This is a genomic window from Pedobacter sp. WC2501 (genome assembly GCF_052682415.1).
In genome coordinates, this window is sequence record NZ_JBQZFI010000001.1 from 2,007,870 (window position 1) to 2,026,287 (window position 18,418).

An 18,418-nucleotide genomic window follows, 5' to 3' on the forward strand; every position below is an offset into this window, starting at 1 on the left:
CGAAAATTAATTAGGCTATGGTTAATTTCTTTTATTTGATTCAACAAACCCTGTACAAAGTAAATTGTACAGGGTTTTTAAATTTTATAACCTGAACCTAATGCGCTTTAAATCTTAAAACGGTAAAAGAGTAAGCAGGTAGCTCAAGTTGTCTGCTTACATCTGTATTGATTGTTGTCATAACCGGAACAGCTTTTTTATCTGCCGGGTTACCTGAGATTACAGTTTTGATGACACTTTTTCCAAGTTGTTGCTGATTGAAATTAAGCGAGGTGTTCACAGTAACCGGAAGCAGGTTAACAAGTTTAATTATCAAATCTCCCGTTTTAGCATCTTTAACCATCGAACAGGCCATCCGTTTATTTACGTTTTCCTGGTTTGAAGAAAGAACCACAGTTGATGGGATATACTCATCACCAGCATTCTGTCCATATAATTGTTGTACGAAATAGCCTATTGTAGGTTTTACCTCTGCATTATTAAAATAAATCAGGTCAGGATTCCATTGCGTATGTCCCTCTTTAGCGATAAGCGGGGCATAAGATGCCATACTCACCACATCACCATTGCGTTCCAGTGAAATAAGGTATAGTGCTTCAGCAAGTGAAGTTTCCAGGTTTGTTCTATTGCCTCCAGGTAAACTTGCAGCATATTCGCCCAGGTAAACTTTCGATTTAGACCGATCGTAACTGTCGTAAAAATTTTGATTATTGATAAACCAACCCGGCGATTGGTAATAATGTTCGTCGATTATAGGAACGTTAAGGTTTGATGCAATTTGCCAGCCAGCTTCATAATCAGTTCCTTCGTAAAACGGACCTGCTGTACCTATGATTGTAATTTCGGGATGAGATTTTCTCAGTGCTTTATAGATCATTGTAAACCGTTCAGCAAATACATCTGTAATCTGGTCTTCATTGCCAATGCCTATATATTTCAGGTTAAATGGTTTTGGGTGGCCTGCTTCAGCACGTTTCTTACCCCATTCGGTTTTTACATCACCATTGGCATATTCTATTAAATCTACTATATCCTGTATATATTGTCCCATTTCACTCATAGGTATACCACCCTGTTGACCACCACCACCTGTAGCTGAATTCTGGCAAGGTACACCGGCAGCTACTACCGGAACGGGTGCAGCACCAATATCTTCGCAGAATTGAAAGTACTCGTAATAACCAAGCCCCATAGTTTGATGGTAGCCCCAAAGATTTCGATCTGGCTTGCGAGCAGCTAAGGGACCAATTGAGTTTTTCCATTTGTAGATGTTGGCTATACCATCGCCATGTGCAAGGCAACCTCCTGGAAAACGTACAAAACGAGGGTGTATATCTCCGATGGTTTGAGCAAGATCTGCCCTTAACCCATTTTTTCGGCCTTTAAAAGTATGCTTTGGAAACAACGAAACCATATCAATTGCAATACGCCCCGGATTACCAATCACGATTTCGAGTTTTGCATCAGTCACATCTGCAGAAGATACCAAAGTTAATGCTTCTGTTTTCCAGTTGCTAGAAGTGATGTTTAAATTTGATTTAGCCAAAATTCCCTGTTTATCACTTACCAACCTTACTTCGAGATTCATCTTTTTTGTATTCAATAGCTTTGCTGATAACGAAAAATCATAAGGTTCGCCTTTTTTCAATGCTATTCCATCAAAACCACTATTAAGAATGGATGCTCCGGCAAGGGGAATATCCAAAACCGCATAGTGCGGATTATTGGGATGAATTGGCAAAATCGAATCTATTTTCATGGTAGCGCGATTACCCTTCAATAGCCAGGCATAACTGCTGTTCCAGTTTTGATCGTGATATTCTTTATCACGCGGGTGATATTCGAAATCCCGGTTTTGAATCAGTTCTGCATACAAACCGCCATCAGCTGCATAATTTAAATCTTCGAAAAATACGCCTGTTAGCATATTGCTGATCGATTTTGCTTTATCGGGTTGGAAAGTTATTTTTGCTTCCACATTTTTAAGCCCTGCAAAACGTTGTGCATCATCCTTAGTAGTTTCTCTATCCTGTTTGTTTTTATAATCTTTTAGTTCGTATGCTTTTTTTAAGTCTAGAATAACTTTCCATGGTAAACGATGCACTTGTCCGTTCGTTGCATTGGATAGATTAACCGTTGTACTCCCATTGAGATAAGCTGAAGTAGGTACTTCTTTTACAGGGCTGTAATGGTTTAAATCTTTGGTTTTCGTTTGGAAATATTTTTCGTTAGCATCTGCATAGGTTACCGTATATTCATCAAGGTTACCATCATATTTAATAATTGGACGTAAAACATTTTTACCTTGCTTTACATAAGGATAGTTTTGTGGGCTCCAGTTTACAAGATCTGTCGAACTTGAGGTGGCAAACTGTAGCGTATGGTCACTCAGGCTCCAAATACACACCCAAAGTCCGTTTTTGCCCTGCATAAGAAAAGGCGTTATCATTTTTTTTTCGCTTCCCCACCGGCCATAATCGCTTTTCAGATAGGTATAATCGTTTCCTACTGGCGTCCAGTTCTTTTTATCTAAACTCCAGGCAAATCGAAGTCCGTTTGCATTATAAGCAAATAAATAGGCCGAATCTGGCTCGTTGGTTATTTTTTTATTTATGGCAAATACATTTGTTGCCAATATAATCAGTGCGGCAAGAAGCCAAAATTTTCTTTCCATTTTCTGTTAAAATTTAATTGTTAAATTCTATTTATTGGTCAATGCCTGTACTTTTTTTAGTGAGGTGTATTACTGCATCATGTTCTTTATGCTGTGCATCGGCTTTTAAGGTGAAAAGCATTAGTAAAAAAACTAGTCCAGTTCTATAAGGAGTGATCATCTTGGTTAGAAATTTTTCTAATATAAATAATAATCGTTGTTATGACGATTATTATTTAAGTTACAGAAGAAATTGTTTAGTCTCCAATCATTGACCATGAGTGATTGCATATCACAGTATGGCAAATACCAATATGAAAAAAACCTTTCCAAAATGGAAGGGTTTTTTTATATCTAATTCTAATTGATGTAATGGTTATTTGTTTAACTTTATGATTATCAGTTATTTATTTGATTAGTCTCTTTTGTGGTATAAGAGTTGGCTAAGGCTTGTAAAATCATTACAATTATGACAATATTACTTTTTTTAATCCTGGTACTGCTTTGCTGGGCTACTTACAAATCGATAAACTGGTTCGAAAAAATCTAACACTATGATCGCATTATTTATTATCGCCATCGCCGTATTTATCTATATGATTTACGTGCTGATCAAACCCGAAAAATTTTAATCTTACCTCCTACAACGGAGCATTAACAAATTAAGAAATGAATACTGAATTAACAGGCATTATTGCCACATTTCTGCTCACCCTGGTTATCGCTATCCCTTTGGGTAAATACCTGGCCAAGGTTTTTGCAGGAGAAAAAGTCTGGACAGATTTTTTAAAACCATTGGAAACTGGTATTTACAAGCTTTCCGGAATCAATATTAAAGAACAAATGAACTGGAAACAGCAGTTAAAAGCACTGCTTACCATTAATATACTGTGGTTGGTTTATGGGTTTTTTGTACTCATATTTCAGGATAAGCTTCCATTCAATCCGGATGGAAATCCTGGGATGACGCCAGATCTTGCTTTTAACACCATTATCAGCTTTGTTGCCAACTGTAATCTCCAACACTATTCAGGCGAGAGTGGCGTAAGTTACCTTACCCAGCAATATGTGCTTATGTTTCTTCAGTTTGTGAGTGCTGCAACAGGTATTGCAGCTGCAGTAGTTCTTTTTAAAGCTTTTAGAGATAAAACAACTACTGAGTTGGGTAATTTCTGGGAATTTTTTGTGAAATCAATTACCCGTTTATTGTTGCCTTTATCATTTGTAATGGCCTTAATCTTAACTTTTAGCGGTACACCTGCAAGTTACGATGGTAAAGATAAATTCATTTCTCTACAGGGCGATACGGTTAATGTTTCGAGAGGACCGGCTGCTCAAATGATTGCCATTAAACATCTAGGTACAAATGGCGGAGGTTATTTTGGGGCCAATTCGGCACATCCATTTGAAAACCCAAGTTACTTTACCGATATGGTGGAGTTGATTGCTCAGGTCATTATTCCAATTGCCATGGTAATTGCTTTCGGTTATTTTATCCGCAGGAAAAAATTGGCCTGGACCATATTTGGGGTCATGACCATCGGTTTGTTTATGCTGCTCATCCCTATGCTTAGCTCAGAACTGGGTGGAAATCCAGCTTTGGCAAAAATGGGTATTTCACAAACTACAGGAGCAATGGAAGGAAAAGAAGTCCGCTTTGGTCCTGCTGCCTCTGCTTATTGGTCAACGGTAACTACGATTATTTCTACAGGTTCTGTAAACGGTATGCACGATAGTACTATGCCGATGTCGGGTACCTGGCAGTTACTTGGAATGATGATCAACTCATTTTATGGTGGTTGTGGTGTAGGTTTATTGAATTATTTCATCTATCTGATCGTTGCTGTATTTATTTCGGGATTGATGGTAGGAAGAACACCAGAATTTCTTGGCCATAAGGTAGAAGCCAGAGAGATTAAGATTGCGGCCATTATTACTTTGTTGAGTCCATTTTTGATTCTTGCCGGTACAGCCATTGCAAGTTATATTTTTACCAGTCATGGCAATGCCGCCTGGGCTGTTCAACCTAAAAGCTGGCTCAATAATCCTGGTTTCCACGGATTCTCTGAAATGCTGTATGAAATGACTTCATCAAATGCGAACAATGGTTCGGGATTTGAAGGATTGGGAGATAACAATATGTTCTGGAATGTATCCACCGGTATTGTGATTTTCTTAGGTCGTTTCTTACCGATTATTGGCCCGGTTGCCATTGCCGGATTACTGGGAGCCAAAAAATTCATCCCTGAATCGGCCGGTACGCTTAAAACAGATACCAAAACTTTCGCACTGATGACTTTTGCGGTGATCATCGTGTTAAATGCACTTTCTTATTTTCCTGCCCTGGCTTTAGGTCCTTTGGCAGAATATTTTACCATGCTTAAATAAATGAGAGTTGTCACATTGAAGCCTGTCGAAATGAAATTATCAAAAGTCCTTCGACAGGCTCAGGATGACAAACCACACCATAATCTGTGAAATCAATTAAATCTGTGAAATCACATAACAAATAAAAAAATGAAACCCAATAATAAATTGTTCGAACCTGCCTTAGTGCAGACCGCACTAAAACAATCTTTCATCAAGCTTGATCCAAGGGTAATGGTACGGAACCCGGTAATGTTTACCGTTGAAATCGGAACACTAGTGATGGCTTATGTTACTGTATACTCTTTCAGCCATAGCGGACAAGGATCGCCTTTGTACAATTTCTTCATCTTTTTAGTTTTATTGCTTACCGTTCTGTTTGCAAACTTCGCTGAAGCCATTGCAGAAGCAAGAGGTAAGGCACAGGCCGACAGCCTTCGTAAAACAAGGGAAGAAACTCCGGCCAAAGTGCTTTTGGCCAACGGAACCATCGAAATCCGTTCATCTAATCAATTAAAAAAAGGAGATGTGTTCGTTTGCGAAACAGGCGATACCATTCCAACAGATGGAGAGATTATTGAAGGGATTGCCACTATTGACGAATCGGCCATTACTGGTGAGTCTGCCCCGGTAATCCGTGAATCAGGAGGTGATAAATCTTCGGTAACTGGTGGTACAAAAGTTTTATCTGATGAGATTAAAGTTCAGGTAAGCACTGCTCCAGGCGAAAGCTTTTTGGATAAAATGATCGCCCTGGTTGAAGGTGCATCACGTCAGAAAACACCAAATGAGATTGCTTTAACCATTCTGCTGGCCAGTTTTACCCTTGTGTTTATCATTGTATGTGTAACCTTGAAACCTTTTGCTGATTATGCCAATACACCGATCACCATTGCATCGTTAATTTCCCTGTTTGTATGTTTAATCCCAACCACCATCGGCGGACTTTTATCTGCTATTGGTATTGCCGGAATGGACAGGGCGTTAAGAGCCAATGTGATTACCAAATCAGGTAAAGCGGTAGAAACTGCTGGTGACATTGACGTATTACTTTTAGATAAAACCGGAACCATCACCATTGGTAACCGTAAAGCCACTAATTTTTACCCAACAGCAGGTGTAAACATTAAAGCTTTTACCGATGCCTGTGTATTAAGCTCATTGGCTGATGAAACCCCGGAAGGAAAATCGATCATTGAATTGGCTGCCGAACAAGGTTTCAAATCTGCCGGAACACCAGAAGGATCAACATTCATCAAGTTTACTGCCGAAACCCGTTCGAGCGGATTGGATACTTTAAATGGAAGAAGGATCAGAAAAGGTGCTTTCGATTCGATCAGGAATATTGTTGAAAAAGCCGGGAATATTTTCCCCTCTGATATCGAAAATCATGTAAAGGCTATTGCTACCAATGGAGGAACACCACTTGTAGTGTCCGAAAATGAAAAAGCCCTTGGCGTAATCGAATTACAGGACATTATTAAACCTGGTATCAGCGAACGTTTTGAACGCTTAAGGAAAATGGGTGTAAAAACAGTAATGGTTACCGGTGATAACCCGTTGACAGCTAAATATATTGCAGAAAAAGCGGGTGTTGATGATTTTATTGCAGAGGCTAAACCTGAAGATAAAATGAACTACATCAAAGATGAGCAAGCACTTGGTAAGCTGGTAGCCATGATGGGGGATGGTACCAATGACGCCCCTGCTTTGGCACAGGCCGATGTTGGTGTAGCCATGAATAGTGGAACACAGGCTGCAAAAGAAGCCGGTAACATGGTCGATTTAGATAATGATCCTACTAAGCTGATTGAGATCGTAGAAATCGGTAAACAATTGTTGATTACCCGCGGTACATTAACCACTTTTTCCATCGCGAATGATGTGGCCAAGTATTTTGCAATCGTTCCGGCTTTGTTTATCGCCTCAATTCCTGCCTTGCAGAGCCTGAATATTATGGGCTTGCACTCACCAGAATCAGCGATCATGTCGGCAGTAATTTTTAATGCGATCATCATCCCGATCCTGATCCCGTTAGCATTGAAAGGTGTGGCTTATAAACCCATCGGTGCAACTGCTTTATTACGCAGAAACCTATTTATATACGGTATTGGTGGTGTGGTAGCCCCATTTATAGGAATTAAAATAATCGATTTATTGGTCGGATTATTTGTATAACGAAATGTCATTCTGAGTGCAACGAAGAATCTGCAAGCAATAAAGAAGATACTCAAAACAATCACTGCCTTAGGTTAGAGATGCTTCGTTCCTCAGCATGAGAGCAAAGAAGAATTTAAAAAAATAAAAAGATGAAAAAGTACATCATTCAATCCATCCGCTTAACACTTGTATTATTGGTATTGTTATGCGTAATATATCCGGTTACTGTTGCTTTTATCGGTAAAATGTCTAAAGGAAACGGGGGTGGAGAAAAAATCACCAAAAATGGTAAAACAGTAGGTTATGCATTATTGGGTCAGTCGTTTACCAAACCACAATATTTCTGGGGAAGACCATCAGCAGTTGCCTACAATGCAGCGGGTTCTGCAGGTTCTAACAAAGGGCCATCAAATCCTGACTACTTAAAAGAAGTGCAATCGCGTATTGATACTTTATTGAAATACAATCCAGGCATCAAAAAATCAGATATCCCTGCCGATATGGTTACTGCTTCAGGAAGCGGACTTGATCCAAATATTTCTGAGCAGGGTGCAGCCATTCAGATCGACAGGGTTGCTGCAGCACGTAAAATTGATGTGAAAAAAGTGAAAGAACTGGTTGCCATGAATACGCTTAAACCATTTATGGGTTTATTCGGCCCTTCATCAGTAAATGTGCTGAAATTAAACCTTGCTCTTGATGCGCTTTAGTTAGTGACTTTGCAGTCTGTCCAAATGCGTTTGCCAAAACTAAAAGGATAGATAATGACGATGATAGGTTGCGAGTGATCGTCATTCCCAACCCGATAATTATCGGGTTGATTGGGAATCTTAATGCCAATATATGGTGCATTAAGATTCCCGCCTGCGCGGGAATGACGAACATTTGGAACTTTAACTACTCAAAAAATATTTCCCAAAACAATAACAACGGCAATGCTTTAAGGTCTGGTGCCAACTAGCCTGGGCCTTAGGCTTTGCCTAATACAAAACAATCAGTAAAATGAAAAAAATACTATTACTTGCCGCTACACTTACTACAGGATTCATTGCAAGAGCACAAGAAGAACCAAAAATTAAAGTGACGGGTTACCTTGAAGCCTATTATGGATACGATTTTAATAAACCTGAAGACCATAACCGCCCGGCTTTTATTTATTCGCATAACCGTGCAAACGAAGTAAACCTGAACCTTGGTTTTATCAAGGCCGCTTATGATAGCGGAATGATCAGGGCTAATTTAGCGGTAATGGCAGGAACTTATGCCAATGCTAATCTTGCTGCCGAGCCTGGTGTATTAAAAAATATCTTTGAGGCCAATGCCGGGGTAAAATTATCCAAAACAGAAAACCTTTGGATCGATGCCGGAATCTTTTCTTCGCATATCGGTTTCGAAGGCGCGGTTTCGAAAGATTGTTGGGTACTTACCAGAAATATTTCTTCAGAAAATACACCTTATTACGAATCGGGTGCGAAAATTACTTATGGTACAAAAGATGGAAAATTTACAGCTACCGCATTGTACCTAAACGGATGGCAGCGCATTACCCGCCAGAATGGAAATAATAAACCTGCCGGTGGACTTCAGCTGACCTGGAAACCAACTGATAAAATTACCGTAAATTACAGCAATTATCTTGGAACAGAAGGAGCTGATTCTGTACGCGTAAACAGATTTTACCACAATGTTTATGGAATTTTTCAGCTTACCGATAAGTTTGGTGTAACCCTTGGATTTGATTACGGCATGCAACAAAAACAAAAAGGCAGTAGCGATAAAAGCGAAGTTATTTCTCCGGTAGCCATTGCACAATATAAATTTGCGCCAAAATGGGCCGTTGCCGGAAGGTTTGAATATTATGAAGATAAAAACGGAATTTTTATTGCCACAGGCACGCCACAAGGTTTTAAAACCAAGGGGTATTCTTTAAATCTTGATTACTCGCCAATAGCCAATGCCGTTGTGAGGTTGGAAGGAAAAGCCTACGATAGCAAAGACAAAATATTTGCCAGGGAAGGCGCTGCGGTTAATGCCAATGCAAGTTTAACGGCAAGTATTGCGGTATCGTTTTAGAATACCAATGCGTTCGTCATTCCCAACTTGATTGGGGATCCTAATGCAGATGCATGGCGCATTAAGATTCCCGCCTGCGCGGGAATGATGATCACTCTTTAATAATTTGTCATCCTGAGCCTGTCGAAGGACTAACCAAAATCTATGATACCGCGTTTCGACGGGCTCAACTTGACAAGCTCTAATAGAAATTAACCTTTAAAATACCTCTCTAAAAACAACGCATCCCTACATAGAAATCAAATTCAGCCTGTTTTTAGCGTTCTTAGGAATATTAATGATGCGAAAATTGAATTCGTTGAAAAGGAACAAAATGAGTGTAAAAAAAAGAAGTTATGCCACAGAAAGACACTTTAAACTGCTATATAATAAGATCTCTTTTAGGTTTATGATCGTATTATTTACGTTGGTTATGATTGTTGCAATTACTATATTGATAGAAAAAGGAATCATGAATGTTTCCTGGTAAAAATGATGGAAGAGGAACAAAAAGAAGAGTCGGTAAGACATTTTTTAGATCTGGTTAAAAAATCCAGGCGTGGAAAGCTCAAAATCTATATTGGCATGAGTGCTGGTGTGGGTAAAACTTACCGTATGCTTCAGGAATCGCATGCATTACTGCGAAATGGTGTAGATATTTGTATCGGTTATGTAGAAACCCACAAAAGGGTAGAAACAGAAGCACTTGTTGCAGGCCTTCCGGTTATTCCGAGGCGGAAAATCTTTTATCGGGGCAAGGAAATCGAAGAGATGGACCTTAAAGGAATCATGAATCGCCATCCGGAGATTGTAATTGTAGATGAACTTGCCCATACCAATGCCGAGGGCAGTAAAAACACCAAACGCTGGCAGGATGTTTTCGATCTGCTTGAGGCGGGGATCAGTGTAATCTCTGCAGTAAATATTCAGCACCTGGAAAGCATTAATGAAGAAATTGAGCAGATTACAGGCATAGCTGTTACCGAACGGATCCCGGATAAGATATTGGAGATAGCCGATGAGATCGTAAATATCGACCTTACAGCTGATGAACTGGTTACCCGCCTTAAAGAAGGCAAAATTTACGATCAATCAAAAATCGAAAGGGCATTGGATAATTTTTTTCAACCTGATAAAATTCTTCAGCTGCGCGAGCTGGCCTTAAAAGAGGTAGTGCACCAGGTAGAACGGAAAATCCAGACCGAAATTCCCAAATCAATTAAACTTAGGCCCGAACGATTTTTGGCCTGTATTTCTTCCAACGCCGAAACTGCAGGAGTAGTGATCCGGAAAACAGCCAGACTTGCTTCCTATTACCGGTCGCCATGGATGGTGTTGTATGTGCAAAGCGATAGTGAAAGCATGGAACGCATTAAACTGGATAAACAACGCCATCTGATTAACCATTTTAAACTGGCTACCGAACTGGGTGCCGAAGTAATTAAAATAAAAAGTAACGCCATTACTAGAACCATCATTGATATCGCCACTGAAAAAGAAGTTACCACAATATGTATCGGCAAGCCCCATCTTAATATTTTTCAGGTAATTTTACGAACAGCGGTTTTTAATGGCTTGTTGAAGAATCTGGCGATGAAAGATATTGATCTGGTGATTTTGTCATAAAAAAATAGCCGTATGTGTCTGTTTGTTAGTTGTTTATTTTTTGTATGGGTTAGGCGCCATTTTTTTGATCTGGAATGCCTGGCTTATACACAAAAATCAGTTTCTTCCCATTTTGCGCTTATACGCTTCCCTTCCTCATACCTCGTTGCTGCAGGGTAACACTCAATGTCTTAAGTTAAGGAAAGATGTCATCCTGAGGGGTAATTTATTGTATAAAATCAATATGAGTGACGTACAATTGATTTCTTTTGCCATACACCAGGGTCTTGCCTCGGCTCGCCGCCGCCGAAGGGCTCTTTCTTTTTGGCATCAAAAAGAAACAAAAACTGCCGGCTGAAAATTTATTCATTTGTGGTTTATAAATTCAGCTGCATTCATGAGGGCTTCGCCGTTTTCTTTTGAAGCCAATTGTGAGGCCAGAACAGTGCAGCCCGAAAAATTTGTTAGGCCGGATTTAAGTAGAACGGGGATACCGTACTCTGGCCTAGCTGGATGGAAATGCGAAAGTAATTAAAATGCTGATTAATAATTATTTATAAAATAACGTCAATGGTAGGGTAATTAATTGTTTAAAATCAATATGAATGACAGATTTTTTAGGGAATTATAGGCTGCGAGGAATTGTCATTCCCAACATGATTGGGAACCACGAAGTGCTCATGAATGCCTTTGAAACAAGGGAAACTTATGAATAATCGTAATGCAAGCGCTTTAAGATTCCCGCCTGCGCGAGAATGACGGCCGTAATGATAGACTCTGTCGATGGTAGCGCAGTCGAAGGGCATTTATTTGCGATTTATCGATTTCAAGAAGTCTTCGACTACGCTCAGACTGACAGCCGCGAAGGCTTAACTTAATGACATTGGGGTAACGCTTCAACCAGGGCTAGGTGGCTAAACAGCATTCATTTGAAGGGTTTACATAGCGCAGAACTGCGGTATTCACGAACTAGAATCGCCCCATTTCAATATTTAATTTACTAATATATCCCCTTTGTGTTATTAAAAATGTTGCATTAAACTGATTGGCAACCAGAATTTTGTGGGAATGCTGAGCTATTTGAAAAAGTCCTTATTTTTAATTGATCTAAATAACTATCTTTGCGGACAACCATTAAACAAGGTATTTGGAAGCAACAGGTCACCCTTTCTCGGGCAGGTTAATTAAAATTGATAAAGAATCATTCGAAATGGCCTATGAGCTGTATTGGGAAAAGGTATTTGCCGTTTGCTACAATAATATTAAAGAAGTAGAACCCGCACAAGGCATGGTTCAGGAGATTTTCAAATCCCTTTGGGAACGCAGGACTGAGCTGGAACTTGAAAAAATAGAGCATTATCTCATCCGGTCGGCCAAATTTAAAACCTTCGAATACATCCGCAACAAGGTAAATAGGCAAAAGCATAACGAGTTTCAGATGATGGATTGTTCAGTTTCCAGCAATTGCACAGAAGAGCAGGTGCTTTTTAATGATTTAAAGGAAAAGGTAAATGTTTTGGTCGATACTTTGCCCTGTCAATGCAAGCGGGTATACAAAATGAGCCGTGAACAGGGGATGAGCAATAAAGAAATTGCCAGCATGCTGTATATTTCCGAGCGTGCTGTAGAATACCACATCACCAAAGCCATGAGCAGACTTAAAGTCGGTTTGGCCAGCTATTAATTTTTTATTTATACACTTACGGTAAATCGGTGTTTAGGCTACTTCTATTTAAAAGCAATAATTTATTAAGTTTGCAGATACTGCATTCTTGTTAGTGGCAAATTATCCAGCATGAATAACCAACTTTTAGAAAAATACCATTTAAATACCTGCACTGCCGAAGAGCGCAAGATGGTAGAAGAATGGCTATTTAATACTGATGTAGATGAACTGGATGCCATAAGCCTTCCTGAAAACAAAAATGACATAAAGCAGGCAATGTGGCAGGATATCAAAACTGCCATGCCACAGGTAATTAAACCCTTGCCAAAAAGAAGCAATATATATATCATGTGGAAAGGTGCTATTGCGGCTTCTGTATTTATCGCTATGGCAGCTGCAATTGCGTATTTTGTGTTTGCAAACAGATCTATCGGGCAGGCCGATTTCGTAGAGTTGAATAATCCCTCTGCACTATATGTAAAACACATTGATGCCACAGGCTATGATGTAGCCGTTGGGCCAAATACCATTGCGAAAATAAATAATAATGATGGGATGATCGATTTGACGGGTAGCATGCTTATCTCCCCAAAAAAAGATATCAACCTTGTTTTTGAAGGTACATCGAAGAAGATAACCTTGCTAAAAGGGCAGACCTACATTATCCTTAAAAATAAAACAGGTGTAAAAAGTATTATCGTAATCAGCGAGCGTAATTTAATGGATCTACCTCCGGTAATGCAGAAACAGCTTTCGGCTCAGTTTGATATTTAACCGCTACCAGCACTACAATGAATCTCAATAGCATCATTAAACTTTTCTTTTCTGTTATTCTTGCGTTTGGTTTGCTCAGTTGTAAACAGGGAAATAGTGTAAATGAAAAAGATGCTAAATATAGTCTGTATATCCTGGCCAAAGATGGAAGAGAGTATATGCTCATCAGCAACACCCTGGATAGTGGGATGCTAAAACCCGAAACAGACGGTGCATATTTAGATCCTAAGGATATGGACAGGGATGTTTTTGTAAAAAACGGATTCTTTTACCACCTTAACCGCAAAACTAACCGTTTCTCTAAATTTAAACTGGAAGATGGGAAATTAGTGACGACGGGATTTTTAGACATTAAAGATTTTAGCATCGAAAATTTTAATTGGATCGGGAAAGATAGTTTGATGCTTACCGGACTAAACCTTTCTGGTTATAACCATAGTAAATACATTTTCATCAATACGGTTAAGATGGAGGCCATTGCACAGGGTGATATGGAAATTCCAGCCCCATCAGGTAAGTACACCACACTTTCTATTGGTTTTGTAGAGAAAAAAGGGGATGCGCTTTTGGTTGGTTATACTTATCATAGGGCACAGGGTGTATCCAGTTATTTAACCAGCGATACATTATACGTTTCTGAACTAAGTTACCCTCAAATGAAGTTGCTTAGTACACAAAAAGATATCCGCTCTACTTATCCAGGTGGTATTAACACGATCCAATCATATAATTTTAAAGATGATCGGGGCGATTATTATTTTCAGTCGTGTCCGGGTATTGCCTTAGGTAATCATCCTGATCTTCCTACCGGCATATTTAAGATCAAGGCGAACGAAAAGAAGATTGATCAAGATTATTTCTTTAACATTTCAGCTTCAAAAATACAGAACCATGCCTATGGAATGTGGTACTTGGGTGGGAATAAAGCCATTATCCGTTCGGAAAGAAAAGATCTCTTTAAAGGTCTGGGCGACCATTACAGCACTGCCCATTTTGAATTTTATATACTTGATCTGCTCACGCAATCGGTTACGAAACTTAATCTTCCACTAGATAAGGGAACCAGAAGGGAATGCGTGATTGTTGAAGGTGATACCGCTTATATTTCGGTAAATTCTACCAAATCAGGCAATTATATCTGGCTGTACAACATCAAAACCGGCGAGTTGAAAAAAGGACTGCAGCTAGCGGGAGATACCGATTTTATTATGCGGATTGACCGTTTGAAAGATTGACCGCTTTTTAACGGCAAAGTTCGCAAAGAAAACGTCGCAGAGAACGCGAAGTTTTTTGGACTGTTACTCTGAACGTAGTGAAGAATCTCTAACCTATAGCACACGAACCCAAAAAATAAAGACCCTTCAATTCGATCAAATCCGCAGGAGTCCATCTTCCATTTTTCATCATTCATTTTCCACCTTTAAAGATCCTGAACGTAGTGAAGGATGGCATAAAGTAATTATTTCATTTTTTTTCATTTCCCACCTTCGGAAAAAGGAAAGTTGTGCTACTACCCTATAAATGCACAATATTAAAATAATGTATCGATTAAAATTTTTACTCTTTTTACTAGTTCTTTCCACAACAGTTTTTGCACAGCAAGATGCCGCGATTAATGGTTATGTTGCAGATAGCACTGGGGCCATAAGTGGTGCATCCATTTCTTTAAAGGGTACAAAAGTGGGCGCAACCACAGATATAAACGGATCCTTTAAAATATCAGGTATCAAACCCGGACGTTATACCATCTTGGTGTCTTTTGTAGGTTACCAAAGCGTTAGTCAAGAAATTACATTGAATGCAGCAAAGCCTTTAACTTTAAAATTCTCACTTAAGCCTGATTACAGCAACCTACAGAATGTAGAAGTAAAAGGTAAAACTAACTTAACAGAACTTAAAGAATCTGGTTTCACCGTTAACGTGATAGATCTTAAGGCCTTTCAGAACACCAGTGCCGATCTTAACCAAATCCTCAACAAGAGTACAGGCGTTAAAGTAAGGGAACAGGGTGGCTTGGGTTCTGATTTCAATTTTACATTGAATGGATTATCTGGCCGTCAAATCCGTTTTTTTATAGATGGGATACCGATGGAATCTTTTGGAAGTTCAATAGGGCTGAACAATATCCCAGTTAATCTTGCAGAACGTATCGAGGTTTATAAAGGTGTAGTTCCGGTAGCGCTTGGAGCCGATGCACTGGGTGGAGCGGTAAATATTGTTACCAATCAATCCGTGTCAAAATATCTTGATGCCAGCGTTAGTTATGGCTCATTCAATACCTTAAGGGCAGCACTTTCGGGTAAATATAAAGACAAGAAAACAGGTCTGATATTTACATTTAATGGCTTTCATAACGCATCAGATAATGATTACCTAATGCGGAGTAACCCAGAATATGATGCTGCAATTAAAGTAGTTGAAAATAACGAGCTCGTGGAAAAAGATGTTAAACGCTTCCACAGTGCTTACCGTTCTACTATGGGCCAAGTTGGTATTGGCCTTGCGGATAAATCTTGGGCTGACCAATTTGAGGTAAACTTTCTTTATTCGGATATGTACAAAGAAATACAGACCGGAGCAAACCAGAATAAGGTGATAGGGGAGGTAACAAACCATGAAAAATTCTTTATGCCTTCCATCAGGTACAAGAAAGCAAATTTTTTAACAAATGGTTTAACCGCAACTTTTTTTGCCTCAACATCAATCCTGAAATCTACTGTGCCTGATACGGCGAATTATGTTTATTCATGGAGTGGTAGAGGTAGGGCGGAACCTATTTCGGGAGAGCTTTATGGTGTAAAAAGCATTTACCACTATAGAAATACCTCTAGTTTGGCCAGGGCAAATTTTAGCTATGAAATCGATGATAATAATAGCCTGAACTTCAATTATAATTACAGCCACTTTGCCCGACAAGCAACTGAGGACTTAGGAATAGTAAAAACCAACACTTTTGATGAACCGAACACCATCGCTAAACAGGTTGTGGGGCTTGCTTACCAAAATAATGCAATTAATAAACGGTTAACTACATCTGTATTTGGTAAGTTTTATGCAATGAATGCGCTGGTTCGAAATGCGGTATTTTCACAGAACCAAACTTATATTAAAACCGATTCGGAAATTTCCAATAACTATTTTGGATATGGCATTGCAAGCCGGTACCGCATAAGCAATGATGCAGGTTTAAAATTATCTTACGAACATGCTTATCGTCTACAAGAAGGGGATGAATTATTTGGGAATGGAATAGATGTGACATCCAATATTAATCTTAAGCCAGAAAATAGTGATAACATCAATTTTGGTGCATATTATAACTTCCGTATTAATGAAAAGCATAACGTAGGTATTGAAGGTTCCTATTTTTACAGAAATGCAAAAGACTTTATCTACTTTATTCCGAGTGGTGGTGTTTATTCCGTTTACGATAATCTGGCTGGGGCAGAGATTAATGGTATAGAACTTGAATTTAAGTATCGTTATTCAACATTATTGAACTTCAGTATCAATGGCACCTACCAAAAGGCTATCAGTAAACAGTTTTACGAACCAAACACTACTGTACTGGATCTGACTTATGGCGATAGAATACCAAACCAGCCCTGGTTATATGCTAATGCAAATCTCGAAATCGGGCAAAATGATATTTGGGCACCCGGAACACGTTTACAGCTTAGTCTTTCCAGTCAATTTGTAAACTGGTTTTATCTTAACTGGGAAAGCAGAGGTAGCATCGAATCCAAAAATAAGATTCCAACACAGTTTTCTCACAATGTAGCATTAGCCTATAGTATGGCAAATGGCCGGTATAACATTTCTGCAGAGGTAAATAACTTTACTAATGAGCTTTTATACGACAATTTCAGGTTGCAAAAACCAGGACGTTCAGCCTTTATCAAACTTCGATATTTTATTAAATAAATCTTCAATCATGTTTACAACACTTAAAAAACAATCTTTATTATCTTTTGCCGCTATCGCGATAATTGCTTTTTCAGCATGTAAGAAAAGTTCCCCTCCAACAGAGGAACCCATCGAAAAAAATTATGGATTAGTGGTTCGTGCAGGTACACCAGCAGCAACCTATATTTTAAATACCACGCAACTCGGTTCGGGAATATTAACCACTACGGGTAATGGAGCTGAAACCACTACAAGTATTATTACACAACGTGGCGAATATTTTTATGGAACAAATGATTCCGGCAACCTTATCAAATTTACTTCTAGTAACAAGGTTAATAAGATTATTAAAGAAATTCCATTCACTCAAATCAGCTGGGCTTATTATTCAAGTTTTTATGCATGGAAAGATGATAAAACCCTGGTGTTATTTAGCATGAAAGAAGCATTACAGTTCGAATACGCTACGTTAAATGTAGAAACAATGACCATTACGGCTTCGGGGAACATTAATATTCCAAAACCAATAACAGGATATTATTATTGGGGAAATTCTGCAGTATTTTTAGGTAATAAACTTTACATCAGTTATAACCTTACCAATGAAAATACAAACCTTCCGCTAAACGAGGTTTACCTGGCCTCAATGGACTTCCCAAATGTGAATACGGTTGCGATTACGAAAGATACCCGTTTCAATCAACCTGCACATTATAACCTAAATTCTCCAGGAACATTTACCGACGGTAACTATGCTTATTTTATAAATGCACCAACAATCTGGATTGCAGGAGAAACAGGTGGTTCATTTTCGATTTATCGTGTGGCTAATGGCGCAACAGCAATTGATGCAACTTATCAGTATGAACTTACAGATAGGACCAAAGAAGAGGCAACTGATTTATTTTACGTAGGAAACGGAAAAGCAATTGTTAAGATTTTTGATAAATCGCAAATTTCTACCTGGCAAGATTATAGTGGGAAGTATATTGCTGACTACTATTTAATCGACGTAGTGAATAAAACGAAGACAAAACTTAATATTCCTAAGAGTATCCCAAATCCTTATGCAGCAAACGTATTGGTAGATGGCGATGTAGCGTATATCGGTGCATTAACATCAGAAGGTTATTATGTTTACACTTATAACCTAAGTTCAGGAACTGTTGCCAAAGGCGCTAAGCTCGAAGGAGTGAGTGGATTAAGCAAGTTGGTTAAATTTAAATAATAAGTTT

At 38.9% G+C, this 18,418-nt stretch carries 12 protein-coding genes; 11 read left to right on the plus strand and 1 reads right to left on the minus strand.

The features are described 5' to 3' along the window. Nucleotides 1-97 precede the first annotated feature (97 nt). Nucleotides 98-2,674 carry an alpha-L-arabinofuranosidase C-terminal domain-containing protein gene (locus ACUN24_RS08780; protein ID WP_445562143.1) on the minus strand — a complete coding sequence of 859 codons (2,577 nt, stop codon included), beginning with the start codon at nt 2,672-2,674 and terminating at the stop codon, nt 98-100. A 533-nt stretch (nt 2,675-3,207) separates the two neighbouring features. Here ACUN24_RS08780 and ACUN24_RS08785 point away from each other — a divergent pair. The 11 genes from ACUN24_RS08785 (at nt 3,208) to ACUN24_RS08835 (ending at nt 18,411) form a co-directional block, all read left to right on the plus strand. Further along, a complete protein-coding gene (locus tag ACUN24_RS08785) occupies nt 3,208-3,285 on the plus strand; it encodes a potassium-transporting ATPase subunit F (protein ID WP_082035969.1) in 78 nt (25 codons plus the stop codon). Nucleotides 3,286-3,322: 37 nt separating this feature from the next. After that, entirely contained in the window at nt 3,323-5,041 is a 1,719-nt protein-coding gene (gene kdpA, locus ACUN24_RS08790; RefSeq protein ID WP_445562144.1) for a potassium-transporting ATPase subunit KdpA, read from the plus strand. Between the two features lie 129 nt (nt 5,042-5,170). Further along, nucleotides 5,171-7,198, plus strand: a complete 2,028-nt coding sequence (gene kdpB, locus ACUN24_RS08795; protein ID WP_445562145.1) for a potassium-transporting ATPase subunit KdpB — start codon at nt 5,171-5,173, stop codon at nt 7,196-7,198. A gap of 131 nt (nt 7,199-7,329) precedes the next feature. Further along, complete coding sequence (locus tag ACUN24_RS08800; protein WP_445562146.1) at nt 7,330-7,890, plus strand: K(+)-transporting ATPase subunit C; 561 nt, start codon at nt 7,330-7,332, stop codon at nt 7,888-7,890. A gap of 292 nt (nt 7,891-8,182) precedes the next feature. Then, nucleotides 8,183-9,253 (plus strand): porin, encoded by a 1,071-nt coding sequence (locus tag ACUN24_RS08805; RefSeq protein WP_445562147.1) that lies wholly within the window; start codon nt 8,183-8,185, stop codon nt 9,251-9,253. 474 nt (nt 9,254-9,727) lie between these two features. Next, entirely contained in the window at nt 9,728-10,858 is a 1,131-nt protein-coding gene (locus tag ACUN24_RS08810; protein ID WP_445565129.1) for a sensor protein KdpD, read from the plus strand. 1,126 nt (nt 10,859-11,984) lie between these two features. Next, a complete protein-coding gene (locus ACUN24_RS08815) occupies nt 11,985-12,521 on the plus strand; it encodes a sigma-70 family RNA polymerase sigma factor (protein WP_445562148.1) in 537 nt (178 codons plus the stop codon). Nucleotides 12,522-12,632: 111 nt separating this feature from the next. Next, nucleotides 12,633-13,277, plus strand: a complete 645-nt coding sequence (locus ACUN24_RS08820; RefSeq protein WP_445562149.1) for a hypothetical protein — start codon at nt 12,633-12,635, stop codon at nt 13,275-13,277. 17 nt (nt 13,278-13,294) lie between these two features. Further along, nucleotides 13,295-14,512 carry a DUF4374 domain-containing protein gene (locus ACUN24_RS08825; protein ID WP_445562150.1) on the plus strand — a complete coding sequence of 406 codons (1,218 nt, stop codon included), beginning with the start codon at nt 13,295-13,297 and terminating at the stop codon, nt 14,510-14,512. 304 nt (nt 14,513-14,816) lie between these two features. Beyond that, entirely contained in the window at nt 14,817-17,201 is a 2,385-nt protein-coding gene (locus tag ACUN24_RS08830) for a TonB-dependent receptor domain-containing protein (RefSeq protein WP_445562151.1), read from the plus strand. 10 nt (nt 17,202-17,211) lie between these two features. After that, nucleotides 17,212-18,411, plus strand: a complete 1,200-nt coding sequence (locus ACUN24_RS08835; RefSeq protein WP_445562152.1) for a hypothetical protein — start codon at nt 17,212-17,214, stop codon at nt 18,409-18,411. Nucleotides 18,412-18,418 lie beyond the last annotated feature (7 nt).